This is a genomic window from Vibrio sp. Vb1026 (assembly GCF_033338745.1).
Taxonomy (GTDB): Bacteria; Pseudomonadota; Gammaproteobacteria; order Enterobacterales; family Vibrionaceae; genus Vibrio; species Vibrio alginolyticus.
On the sequence record NZ_JAWOTH010000016.1, the window covers coordinates 54,326 to 67,764 of the forward strand.

Below are 13,439 nucleotides of genomic sequence, written 5' to 3' on the forward strand. Positions count from 1 at the left end.
TTATTTCCGTCTCAATTCATTTTGAAAGCGACTGTGTTGAGTCAGCGGCATATTCTGCCTTACTTGTTGGCTTTGTGACAAATCTATCTCAGTCACCAATAAACCTACTTCATCCTGAAGCTGTTTATGGATACGTCCCCAAGGGTCAACGACCATTGAGTGTCCCCATGTTTTTCGTCCACATGGATGCGTTCCAGTTTGTCCGCTTGCCAAAATCCAACATTGTGTCTCAATCGCTCTAGCTCGCAATAATACTTCCCAGTGAGCTTGCCCCGTCACAGCGGTAAACGCAGCGGGCACCACAATGATATCCGCCCCTTCTTGACGCAATACTTTATAAAGTTCTGGGAAACGTAAATCATAACAAATACTCAATCCAACACTGCCGATATCAGTTTCCGCAACGACTATTTGATTACCCGCCATAAACGTATCCGACTCACGATAACTACCATAACCATCGGCTACGTCGACATCAAACATATGCAGTTTGTCATAGTGAGCAATGCATTTACCGTGCGGCGGCAATACAAGTGTTGTGGTGGTGACACCTTTTGCGGTTTGAATGGGCATGCTTCCGACAATTAGCGTTAACTGGTTCTTTCTAGCGATTTCACAGAGCCGCTGTTGAATCATGCCACTGCCAAGTGGCTCTGCATGTTGATGATAAGCTTCGCGACTGGAAAATAGCACTGTATTTTCAGGAGTAAGAACAAGTTTGGCACCTTGCTTGCTCGCTAAAGCACACTGTTTTTCAATGAAGTCCAAATTCGCGTTAATATCCGGACCCGAAGTCATTTGAATAATGCCAACACGCTCCATGTGTTTCCTCCCTATTCCATTATATTCGGTGAGTTATTTGGCCTGTTCACGCAGTTTTTCTGGCAGCTTGTATTCACCTTTACTTCGCGAAATTTCTTTCACCGTTGGTGAGTCTAGTGGGCCTTTCACTTCATAATTGACTTGAGTGAAGACCTCAACCACCGGAGATATCACCGTAGAGATGGCCAAGACATACAAAGCAGTTTGAGGCGCAACGGCAAACGCGGTCAGCATTGGTAGGCCTGATGTGATGTCTGGTGTGAATTTCACTTCCGCATCAACCATTCTGCTGTTCATATTAGCGATGCCGCGGATTTGCATTTCCCCTGCTAACGCATCCATTACGATATCATTGGTGATAAACACACCGTCTTGGATTTTGCCCGTTCCCGTGATCGAGTTGAATGCCATGCCTTTATCGAATACGTCGGTAAAGTCGAGCTGCATCTTACGGATGATAGAATCCAAGCTAAACAAGCCTAACAAGCGTGCCGCACCACTAACTTCACTGATCACGCCTTTACCAAATTCCGTTGAGACGTTTCCTTGCAAGGTTTGTGTCTTCATTGACCAAGGTGCGCCGTCCCATTCCATATTGGCATTGATCTCAAATGGTGCTTGTTGAATGCCTGATGTAATACCAAAGCGCTCCATAAGATCGGTGTTGTTATCACCTTTCATTTTCATGGTTAAGTTGGAATGACTACTCTCTTTCGTCAGGTCCCACCAACCACTCATATCAATGCGGTTTTTGCCGCTACTAAAGGTGATATTTTTCCACTCCAAGCGGTTCTGGCGACGCTGCAAATCAACATTCACTTTGCCCACTTTGTAGCCTTGCAGCCAAAAATCATCAATTTTCAAAGTTAAGTTTGGCATCTCAGCGTGAAACTTGCGGTCAAAATTGGTAATCAAAGGTGCGTTTTGATCTTCACTCGCAAAGATTGAGCTGCGCTCTTTGGTCATCTCTTCAAACCCTGGGATGTACAGATGCAAGTGCTCTAAAGAGACCGATAGATCATAGGGTTTCAGATAGTTAGCTTTCCCTTTAACCTCTTGACTGTCCACATCGAGTTGCCAACTCAAATTTTTCTTGCTTGCAGAAAAATCCACATCATGAAACTCAATCCCACCGAACTGTAAGTTTGGCGTTTCAACTTCAATGCGTGTCGGCAATGGAATGGTTGGCGTTTTCATGCTTGCCAAAACAGACGATGACGGCTTGCTCTCAGAGACCTGCGCAAGCTCAGCCCATTGGTCTAAATTCAGTTCTTCGACACGCACCGAAGCATCGTGCCCGACAATAGGACTAATCCGGAAGCCACCTTTGCCAACCATTAAATGAGTCGCAGTCAGAACCGGGACATCGCCAGCGATATCTATCTCAGTTTGATACTTCACATTTGGGATCTGTAGTCTTGCTGAAATACTCTCTTGGTTGCCGGATGCTTGCAGTTTCGCTTGCCCAGACTCGCCAATTTTTTTCGCTAAAGGATAAGGATATTGACTAGCCAGACGATTTAGCTGCGCCAGCACTTCAAGCTGATAAGTGAAATCAACATCATTGAGTTGCAAGTCAATGTCCATTTGCCACGGCGCATGGCCAGAAACAAGGTTTAACCAACGCTCACCGACATAGGGTTTGAGAGGCTCGACATCCCAATCTCCTAATGTATTAATTGTCACGTTGTAGCCTTGCTCCGCACTCTCTCCATGGAAATCAAGAGAGATAGGCTGTTGTAATAATTCGGCCGACAAACCCGATGTGGTAACCACATCATTGTCGAAGGTGATACGCCCTGTGGCGTTTTCAAGCGTCATTGGCGGCGCTTCAATATCAACACGATTTTCTGTTAAATCGGCATAACCCCAAGCGCGAGACTCTTTCTCAAAATCAAACGGTATATTGAGTTGAAACTCAGAGTAAACGGGACCACTCACTTGCAGCGCTGTCAATGCGGCACCGACTGAATCCACTAATGGCGTCGCCATCATGTAGTCACGGACTTCATTACCCGGCGCGCTTGCTTTCGCTTCAATCTCGATGTGTCCACCTTCTGCCAACTCAGGGATTCGCCCAGTGATACGCTTAGCATGAACGCCATTTAGTGTGGCTGATTTTGAATCCAAATACATGGCATCATTTTCAAACAGCAAGTCTAGCTGCAAATCCGTGATGGTTGGCCATGCCGTATCAAAGCTAAATTTCGCGTCTTTTAATCCAACCCAAGCTTGGAACATGCCATTATGTTCTTTGTAAGGAAAATCCCCTAACTCGCCATACCACAACAATTTTGCTGTGTTCACTTTACCACCCTGAATCGCGGTCGAAAGATAGTCGGTCAAGTCTTGTCCAAGTGCCAGAGTCGGTAGATAGCGCCATGTTTCACCCGCGTTGTAGAGATCCGCTTCAGCATAGAACGATAAAAATGGGCTTTGTTCTTTTGGAAAATCAAGACGGAATGCCCCCAGGACTTGAAGATCAGGCGTTGCTGCCGTCACTTTATCCGCCCACAAACGCCAACCCGCATCATCTTGCTGCCAGATAATATCGACTTCACCTTGTTTGATATTCAGCGGAGCTTGGAATACATCGCCGTACGGAAAGACATCATCAATGACGGTGACTTTTGCTTTAGCTTGATTCACATCCCCCGATACGCTGCCCTGTACGTGATGAAACCCGGGTAGGAGCTCCCATTGTGTCATCGCGAGTTCATCCAGTTCAGCCGAGTAGCGTAAGGTGTCTAAACCACCATTCATTGACAATCGGACATCTTCGACCCGACCTTTCGGTGCTAGTTTGTTAATAAGGTCACTGGTCGACTCTGACTCTGGAGCCAACTTGATGAGCGGAATGAGTGCTTCGATGTCGAGTTGAGAGAGATTAAGCATCCAGCCGTTTGGTTGCCAATCAAACGCGACGTCTAACTCTGGCCAAGGGGTGTTATCGGTTCTGATCTGAAGTGAGTGGCCATTTACTTTCCAGCCTTGTTTATCTGGTCGAAGATTGAAAATTCCAGACTCAATAAACAGCTCATGATGTCCATCTTCATTCCACACCAACTCGGAAGGCAGCAATTCAACATAAGCATCATGCGGTTGGCTGTGTTTGAGCGTCAGCCAAGTATTTAAGCTGACTTTACCCGACTCTGCTCCTGACTCTTCTTGCATGTAAGTGGTCAGCCAAGGTGTGACCGAGACATCTTGAGCACTCACATAAAACTCACCAGATACATCGAGCAACGAGCCATGATCTTTAAAGTTAGCGCTTACTAACAATGAGTTCAGGCGAACATCAGCAATGCTAACCGTGCCTTCGGCTACGTGACGCTTCCCTTGATTACTCCAACGAAGCTGCTCAATATCTAAACGGCGAGTTTCACCTGACACAGACTTATACCAAATCCGTGAATCGCTAATAGTGAAGTCTTCGAACTGACGTAAAAGAAGTGAGTCGAGTTGGTCAATGAGTTTCACTTCGCTCTTATCCACTTCAGGCTTCGGTTCTTGACGATGAGAAGTCGGCAGAATGTCTACCGTGTGAATGTCTAAAGCGAGGTTATGAATGGTAAGGTCTGCAACTACAGGTTTAAGTTGAAAAAGAGATTGAATAAGGTCGAACTCAATTTGGACTTCTTCAACAGCGAAGCGTGCATCTTGCACGTTTGGTAGATTTGCCTCTAAACCCAGTAACGCAATTGAGGGATGATTATTGCGCCACGTCCCTGCGACATTAGCAATAGAAACGTCAAAACCTGTGCCTTGTTTGACCCAGGTTTTGATCTCATCTTGGAAATGGTTAAGTTGCGGCAATGTGACGCGCAGCGTGGTCACTAATATGGCTAATAACACCAATACAGTAACTAAACTCCACGCACAAAAACGCCCAAAACGGTTAACACCAGAATTCACAAATGTTCCAAATTACATCATTACGACGTCAAACTGTTCCTGAATGTACAGGGGTTCAGCCTGAACTCGCACTTGCTTGCCAATAAATACTTCGAGCTCAGCCAGCGCATGAGACTCATCGCCCAATAGTGCTTCAGCAACAAACGGCGATGCGTACACGACAAAATTATCGGCGTCGTAAGCACGGTTCACACGAGTAATCTCGCGTAATATCTCAAAGCATACGGTTTCGACTGTTTTCACGCTGCCACGGCCTTCACAAGTAGGACAACCAGAACACAAGATATGTTCAATACTTTCTCGCGTACGCTTACGCGTCATTTCAACTAAGCCAAGCTGGGTAAAGCCGTTGATGTTGGTTTTTACTCGGTCTTTCGCCAGCGCCGTTTCCAGTGAGGTAAGTACTCGCTGACGATGCTCTTCGGATGCCATATCGATAAAATCAATAATGATGATACCGCCGAGGTTACGTAAACGTAGCTGACGCGCAATAGCTTGCGTTGCCTCTATATTGGTATTGAAGATAGTCTCTTCGAGATTACGACGACCAACAAATGCACCCGTGTTGATGTCGATGGTGGTCATGGCTTCGGTTTGATCGATGATCAAATAGCCGCCCGATTTTAGCTCGACCTTGCGCTCTAAAGAACGCTGAATTTCGTTTTCGGTGTCGTACATGTCAAAGATTGGCTTGTCACCTTCGTAAAGCTCAAGCTTATCTGTTAACTCCGGTACATACTCAGAAGTGAATTCTTTCAGGTTTTCATATTCAAGGCGGGAGTCGACCATGATCTTATCGAGCTCTGTGCCAACAAAGTCACGCAGAATGCGTTGAGCTAAGCCGAGTTCACCGTAAAGTGTTGAACGCGTTTTGTATTTTGAGCGACGCTCCATGACTTTTAGCCACAAACGCTTTAGAAATGCCGCATCTTGAGAGAGCTCTTTTTCATCAGCGCCTTCTGCCGCGGTACGAATGATAAAACCACCGTGCTCATCGCAGTAATGGTTCACCACCTTTTTCAAACGCTCACGTTCTTTCTCACTTTCAATACGCTGCGAAACACCGACATGGCTGGCCCCCGGCATAAAAACAAGATAACGCGAAGGTAAGGTGATATCCGTCGTTAAACGCGCACCTTTCGTGCCGAGCGGATCTTTGACCACTTGCACAACAATGTCTTGTCCCTGGCGTACTAGCTCAGATATATCACGGACTTGAAACTGCTGTTTTTCGTTTTCTGCCACACATTCGGTATGAGGAACAATATCTGACGCATGTAAAAACGCCGCTTTATCTAAACCAATGTCGACGAAAGCCGCCTGCATACCTGGTAACACTCGGCTTACTTTGCCTTTGTATATATTGCCCACAATACCGCGACGCGATTCGCGCTCGATATGTATTTCTTGTAGTACTCCACCTTCAATCATGGCCACACGAGTTTCACTCGGGGTCACGTTAAGCAGCAATTCTGCACTCATGTGCACACCTCAAAACAATTATAAAAATTCTTGAATTAGCTGATCGGTTTCGAACAAAGGTAAGCCTACTACAGCGTGATAACTGCCTTCGATTCGGGTGACAAATCGCCCTCCGAGTCCCTGAATACCATAACTTCCAGCTTTATCGCATGGCTCTCCTGACTGCCAATATTGTTCGATTTCTTCGTGAGTCAGTGGTTTGAACCACACGTCAGTGGTAACGGCCACTGAATGTTGTTGTTCCGATGATACAACGCTCACCGCAGTCATCACTTGATGACGACGACCCGATAAGTCAGTAAGCATACGCTTTGAATCTTCAAAACTTTTTGGTTTTTCTAGCACACGGTCATCGCATACTACGACCGTATCAGAGCCCAATACAACGGAATCAGGCTTAGCCAACGCTAAGCCTGCCTGAGCTTTTTCCAAAGAAAGACGCAACACGTAATCTCGTGCTTGCTCATGAGCCTGTTTGGCTTCCTCAATATCAGGCAATACGATCTCAAAATCATAACCCAGTTGAGCAAGCAGCTCTTTTCTTCTCGGAGAACCCGATGCGAGAACGAGAGATAAGCTTTTCTTCACCGCTTTACCTTACGTGCCATGCACGACGAACTCGTCGCATTAATAAAAACATCCATGGCCAAAGTATACAGTTTATTGCCGCCGTCCACAGAGATAATGGATTAAATACTACGTCCTGGTTCAAATATTCCCCACAGAATATCAAAACTTCCAACAACGCAGTAAAAAAGGCAATTAAAATCGACTGTTGCCACAATGCCATGTTGCGAATCAATAGGAAATTCAGCGCCACAAGGTAGATAACGATCGACATCATCATGCCACGAATTCCAAGCGTTGAGCCGATCAAGATATCCCACAATAAGCCCAACACTAGCGCAGTTCCGACGTTCACTCGGTGCGGTAGTGCCAACACCCAATAACACGTAACAAGGAACAACCATGACGGACGTAACACATCTAACACACCTGGCCATGGAATGGTTTGCAGTACCAGCGCAACGAAGAAACTGACGCCAATCACCATTCGGCTGCTCAATACATTATTGGCCATCGGTTACCTCTTGTTCTTGCTCTAACCCTTCATCTACATTGGACCGCAGTACTTTGTGTTGACGGTCTTCATTCGGCCAAATCAGCAGTAGGTAGCGTAAGCGATCAAACTCCACAACCGGCCCAGCCTTGATTGAAGCGAACTCTTGACGCGTATCGTGATCCACATTGGTAACCGTCGCGACTGGGTATCCCTCAGGGTAAATACCACCTAAACCGGATGTCACCAATAAATCACCAACCTGAATATCTGTGCTGGTTGGAATGTGCTCCAGTTGGATTTCATCCATTTCACCATTGCCCGATGCGATCACTCGGATATCATTGCGGATCACCTGGACAGGAATTGCATTTTTCGCGTCCGTTAGCAGCAGAACACGTGCGTTGTGCGCTGCGACAAACGTAACCTGACCAACGATGCCTTTCTCGTTGATAACAGGCTGACCAACGTAAACACCATCAATACGGCCTTTATCGATCACCACTTGATGACGATAAGGTGAAGTATCAACCGCCATTACTTCTGTCACGACTTTCTTTTCATCACGGACAAATGAAGATCCCAACAACTTACGTAGGCGTTGGTTTTCTTCTTTATATTGGTCGAGCAAGATAAGCTCGCTTTTCAGGCGTAACACTTCTCGCTTTAAGCTGCGATTGCCTTCAACTAATGCCTGATGAGAATTAAAACGTTCAAATACGCCATCGAACATACTACGAGGCAAATTCGCTGCGTACTGAATCGGTGCAACCATACTGTTTAGTAGGTATCGAACGTTGGAAAACGTATCTAGACGACTATCGGCCAGCATTAAGCTCGCCGACACGATGACAGCAAAAAACAGACGTAATTGCAGAGACGGACCTCTGCCGAAAATCGGTTTCATCTTGTTTTTGACCTGATTGCTTCCATGATTATTGAGCCTTACTTGGCACCTAAAAATACTTAACTAAATACTTTTAGGTATGGAGCATGTTTGAATTACAGAGAGAGCAGAAATGAAGGTGAAGCCCGACATGAGCTTCACCTAAACCTTTATTCTTCAGAGAACAGATCGCCACCGTGCATGTCGATCATTTCTAGTGCTTTACCGCCACCACGCGCAACACACGTTAGTGGATCTTCCGCGATAACCACAGGAATACCAGTTTCTTCCATTAGTAGACGATCGAGATCTTTCAGTAGTGCACCACCACCGGTTAGTACCATACCGTTTTCAGAAATGTCTGAAGCAAGCTCTGGAGGACACTGTTCTAGTGCAACCATGACTGCTGATACGATGCCAGATAGCGGCTCTTGAAGCGCTTCTAGGATCTCGTTTGAGTTCAAGCTAAAGCTGCGTGGTACACCCTCTGCAAGGTTACGACCGCGAACTTCAATCTCTTGAACTTCATCACCAGGGTAAGCAGAACCGATTTCGTGTTTGATCTTTTCAGCCGTTGCTTCACCAATCAAGCTGCCGTAGTTACGACGTACGTAGTTGATCACAGCTTCATCAAAGCGGTCACCACCGATACGTACAGACGATGAGTAAACCACACCGTTTAGAGAGATAACGGCAACTTCAGTTGTACCACCACCGATATCGACCACCATTGAACCTGTCGGCTCAGATACACGTAAACCAGCACCAATTGCCGCCGCCATTGGCTCGTCGATTAGGTAAACTTCACGCGCACCAGCACCAAGTGCTGATTCACGAATTGCGCGACGCTCAACTTGGGTAGAACCACAAGGAACACAAACAAGAACACGTGGGCTTGGCTTTAGGATGCTGTTATCATGCACTTGCTTGATAAAGTGCTGAAGCATTTTTTCGGTTACGTAGAAGTCAGCAATTACGCCGTCTTTCATTGGGCGAATAGCGGAAATGTTGCCAGGTGTACGACCAAGCATCTGTTTTGCTGCGTGACCGACTGCAGCAACGCTTTTTGCAGAACCTACACGATCTTGACGAATAGCAACTACAGAAGGTTCATCAAGGACAATTCCTTGCCCTTTTACGTAAATTAGAGTGTTGGCTGTACCTAAATCGATAGATAGATCGTTAGAAAACATGCCACGAAGTTTCTTAAACATACTCTTCGCTCATCCTGCAAAAATATAGAAGACAAAAATTGCTCTAAATGTACCAATGCCTCGCTGTCACAGCAAGGTATTGGTACACAAACATGAGCAGAAAGCCTCAATTTCTTGCAGTTTCCTAACTTAAGGGCAAAAACCTAAGTTGTTACTGTCCGGTTAACCCTGGCTCACCACGGTAAATCACGCGATCGTTACCACGGTGAATACCAAAGGTGACGACTGAGGATGGGTTTTCTTCTGCATCGTCATCATCCCAATCAAAACTCAGCCATGGTTGAACATCAAGCCAAACTTGAGACTGCTGACGACCAATAGACTTACATGGTGATTTCACCTGATTCGCAGCTACGTTTGCTTCACCATGCTTCACATTCCCTGCTCCGCTAACCGCTATATCACAATTGCTATCATCACGATGCCAAATAACAGTTTGACTTGCGATTGCATTTTTAACAGGCGTTGCACTATCAAGGTTATTCACACTAAAACTCGAACCATTCCAATATTCAATAGCATACGGAACGGATAACGTCGCCTCTTGTTGCCCCGAGATATCAGCCAGAGTCACTCGCCCAAATATTATTTTCGGCTGAGTAAGTATATTGCTATTTGGCGCACCATTTTTACCGCTAATGAACTCAACAGGATCGGTGTTACCGGTGTAAACCAAGCCAATGTTTGACAAGCTTCCAGAAAGCACATTAAATGGGCCGTCAGGGTATTTGGTACCGGCTCCTTTTAGCCAACAAGTATTCACAACCTCATTACTTGCATTTCGGCAAGAAGTCGTACTGGAGTCATCAATAGTAAACGAACCAATGCTTTTTCCTTCGATTACGCTCCAAGTGCCGCTATTAGCCACAGGAGAAACAAACCTATTTAGATTATCGGTAAGTTGAGAAATATTGAACTGAGCATGCTTACTGAATGCTACGTAGTTGCTAACAGCATCCTTACTTGCATTTAATGCTTCCACATCATAACGAACTTGCTCAAATGGCTGATTCATATAAATGAAAGTTTGGCTAGAAGGATAACCCCACTGAGTCGTAAAGACTTTAAAGAACTTAGGGTAAAAACGCCCAATGATACTAGAATCTTCCTCTAACGCTTCTCCTAAATAGTCCGCACTTGTGGTTAGATTTAAGGAGCCTGCTTCATGCCATTGATACTCTACTTCCTTACCACTCTTAGCTTCTAATTTAGAGAAGGTAGACTTTCCATCGAAACCGTTTTCTTCCGATAAATTAGCTAGCTTACCGCCCTTAGGGTACTCCACGTCAAAATCAACATTTAGTGGAGCACTATTACCTGTCGAAGAATAGTAGTTAGTAGTCGTTGAATTGTTACACTTATCCGCCTCTCCACGTGCCGCCTTATCGCTATATACAATAGGCTTGTATGTTACCGTGAAGTTTTCTGCTGCAGGAATGAAATACTCTTTACCATCCGTAGTCGCAGGGTTAGAAACACCCCCCTCTTTTGACTGAATATCACAAGCAGCAATGGTCCATGGTCGAGCATTTACGGCAAACGAGCCATTCAATACAACTGGCGTTGTTTTACCATCGCCTTCATCAATCGGACATTTTTCAGCAAAGTTAGGATCACAAACAAAGTTACTGTCTGTTAGCTTGACGATAAACTTACCAGATTCACGTAAAGTAAACGCGGACGCTTTCACACCAGCGTCACTACTACTGAACGATGGTGAATACGTCAAAATGCTGTCTTTATCTTTATTGCCATCACTTGGCGCTTCAAGATCTAAGGTAACCTCTGGAGTACCAGTGTAAGTCGATACCGTCGTTTGAGTACTTTCTTTACATGCCAATACCTTGGTGGTTACTTGGTATTCTTTACCCGCAATTACTGACAGGTCTGGAGTATCAAACATATAAGGGACATACTTAAATTTAACCGTTTTAGTTTTGGTTGTATCATCATCAACAAAAATGGTGAGTTCATACTCTTTATTAAGCACAACCTTTGACGCATCAAGCAACTCAATGACAAGTTCCAGTTTACCAAGCGTTTCTTGTGATGCACTGGTAGTAAAATGCGGATAAAGACCAGAGCCTACTCTATTCGCAACCCGTACATTAAAATTACTCGCCCCTTCAGAGACTGACGCTGTGACAGGTACGCTTTGAGGCGCCCCGTCATTCGTTGTAGTCACAACAAAGTTTGGTTGCTGAACTCCACAGGTAAGCGCATATTGCGAAATTGGTGTGATATCAATTTCAAAGTTATCCGCTGGGGTAAAGCAGTGGTTATCAGTCGCAATGATCTTCGCGCCATTGCTCATCAAGATCTGCTTCGCAGTGATTGCACCATTAACCGTACTTGAGTTACTCAGATAAACATTGGTTTCACTATATAAAAGCCCCGTAAACATCGTATTTTGACTAAGTTGCACAATACCATCGGCTGAGTCATGCACTAAGACTATCAGCTCAGCATCGTCAACCTCTCCAATAGAGCTACCGCCACTACTTACGTAGACTTTTTTCGCATGAATCGTAACTTTTTCACCAGCCGGAATAACTATTTTGCCCTGATTATTAACGTCAATCGTTCCAATCCAGTAGGTTCCTGATTTGAAAGTTGCGGTTCCATGCCCCACGGAGAGTGTGCCGATAACTTCATTGTTGGTAAACTCACGATCTTCATGCCATAGATCGACAGTCTTGAGATCATCATGATCCGGAGCTCTAAAACTCTCTAGCTCTTGTTTCTTTACTCTGAGGCCAGAGTCTCCAAGACAAGCAAGACCATCACAGCTTGCTTTATTATGCATGGTTATCTCACTTTGTCTAAAGCCAACATAGCGCTTGCCATTGCTTAACTTTGCACCTGAGATAAGTGCTTTGTTACTCATCTCCAATTTAGCATTGCTATTTGTATCCCACGTTTGAGCGGGAGAAGGGAACAGAGCACATACATCATCAACAGGAGGTTTATCAAACAAGAAGTAAGAGAATGGCTCCACGACATGCCCACGTTCAGCATCTCTATCCATATCTTCTTCATTGATCAAAGCAACGCTGGTTTTAGTCACAGAACAACGCCTTAGCCAACCACCGTTATTACCATTTCGAGTACGCTTAGACGCCAATAAAACCGGAGCAGATTTGAAGCCAGTAACCGGGAAGTAGCTAAGCTGCTTACAGCCCTCAGTAACTGGTTTAATGACATTATCATTCAGAGCGCTAAGCGTATTACGGGTTGAACCATTACCTAGCCAAAATTTTCGCCCTTGAGTAAAACCTTCACCATAGCCTGCCACAAACGCCACTTCTTCAGGTTGATCAAGTACCGCATTTTTTGTCACTTCAGAGCGGTCAATGATTAATGAAAAGCCTGTACGAGTAGGATCTAGAGCGATCGTATTTAGCCAAAGTGGTTGGCTACCAACCATATTGTTTCGAGTTTGAATTTGAACCAAAACACCTGGTGGCTTTGAAAAAGCAGTGTTCAAACCAAAGTTAATAAAATTAACCTGCTTGCTGATGTTATTTGTCCCATCAGGCTTATTAGAAAATGTATGTTTAGAGCTCACTTTGCCTGCAACAAGCATGGCACCACTATCAAACTTAATAACGCCTGGTTCCATTACCAAGTAGTCAATATCATTCATAGGTGCATCAACATAAGTTATTCTCTCGCCAGTGTTTTTACATTGCCATTTATCGTTTTTACGATTGTATTTTAGATAGCGGCAAGCGGCTCTGTGAGGAGGTAATAACTGCTTTATTGTTGCTTTGGATGAACTGATAGACCAGATTTTCAAATCTGAAGGGTATTCTGTGGTCTTGCTATCAAAGTTAGAGCGACTCGCATCGATCGTCGGCATAACAAAAACCAGAGGAGGTTGTGAGTAAGAATTCTGAAACTCGATGTCACAAGTCACACTTGGCCCTGCTACAGTACATTTATCTGCTGGCACAGTGCCAAATTCAAACTGAGGGTTGTTATTTACTGCAGCAAAACTGATTGACGAAAAAAGGAAAAGAGCTACCGCAAGTAACGATATTATTATTTTTTTCATTAT

General features: G+C 44.9%; 8 protein-coding genes. All 8 read right to left on the reverse strand.

From position 1 onward, the window contains the following. Nucleotides 1-822, reverse strand: coding sequence for a carbon-nitrogen hydrolase family protein (locus R7E47_RS19460; RefSeq protein WP_005388437.1), 822 nt, complete (start codon nt 820-822; stop codon nt 1-3). Between the two features lie 33 nt (nt 823-855). Continuing rightward, nucleotides 856-4,737, reverse strand: coding sequence for a YhdP family protein (locus tag R7E47_RS19465; RefSeq protein ID WP_318084992.1), 3,882 nt, complete (start codon nt 4,735-4,737; stop codon nt 856-858). A gap of 12 nt (nt 4,738-4,749) precedes the next feature. Continuing rightward, nucleotides 4,750-6,219, reverse strand: a complete 1,470-nt coding sequence (gene rng, locus R7E47_RS19470) for a ribonuclease G (RefSeq protein ID WP_005381138.1) — start codon at nt 6,217-6,219, stop codon at nt 4,750-4,752. Nucleotides 6,220-6,237: 18 nt separating this feature from the next. Continuing rightward, entirely contained in the window at nt 6,238-6,807 is a 570-nt protein-coding gene (locus tag R7E47_RS19475; RefSeq protein WP_318084995.1) for a Maf family protein, read from the reverse strand. 4 nt (nt 6,808-6,811) lie between these two features. Then, entirely contained in the window at nt 6,812-7,300 is a 489-nt protein-coding gene (gene mreD / locus R7E47_RS19480) for a rod shape-determining protein MreD (RefSeq protein WP_005381141.1), read from the reverse strand. Beyond that, a complete protein-coding gene (gene mreC, locus R7E47_RS19485) occupies nt 7,290-8,186 on the reverse strand; it encodes a rod shape-determining protein MreC (RefSeq protein WP_064354324.1) in 897 nt (298 codons plus the stop codon). Before mreC ends, mreD begins: the two co-directional genes overlap by 11 nt. A gap of 149 nt (nt 8,187-8,335) precedes the next feature. Then, nucleotides 8,336-9,379: a rod shape-determining protein gene (locus R7E47_RS19490; protein ID WP_005381144.1), complete on the reverse strand. Its 1,044-nt coding sequence runs from the start codon at nt 9,377-9,379 to the stop codon at nt 8,336-8,338. A 151-nt stretch (nt 9,380-9,530) separates the two neighbouring features. Continuing rightward, nucleotides 9,531-13,436, reverse strand: a complete 3,906-nt coding sequence (locus tag R7E47_RS19495) for a polymer-forming cytoskeletal protein (RefSeq protein WP_318084997.1) — start codon at nt 13,434-13,436, stop codon at nt 9,531-9,533. Nucleotides 13,437-13,439: the final 3 nt, after the last annotated feature.

What these genes read in the sequence shown, in the direction of transcription:
- R7E47_RS19460 (WP_005388437.1), bottom strand. Translation starts at nt 822, where the DNA reads ATGGAGCGTGTTGGCATTATTCAAATGACTTCGGGTCCGGATATTAAC.
- rng (WP_005381138.1), bottom strand. Translation starts at nt 6,219, where the DNA reads ATGAGTGCAGAATTGCTGCTTAACGTGACCCCGAGTGAAACTCGTGTG.
- mreD (WP_005381141.1), bottom strand. Translation starts at nt 7,300, where the DNA reads ATGGCCAATAATGTATTGAGCAGCCGAATGGTGATTGGCGTCAGTTTC.
- mreC (WP_064354324.1), bottom strand. Translation starts at nt 8,186, where the DNA reads ATGAAACCGATTTTCGGCAGAGGTCCGTCTCTGCAATTACGTCTGTTT.
- R7E47_RS19490 (WP_005381144.1), bottom strand. Translation starts at nt 9,379, where the DNA reads ATGTTTAAGAAACTTCGTGGCATGTTTTCTAACGATCTATCTATCGAT.
- R7E47_RS19495 (WP_318084997.1), bottom strand. Translation starts at nt 13,436, where the DNA reads ATGAAAAAAATAATAATATCGTTACTTGCGGTAGCTCTTTTCCTTTTT.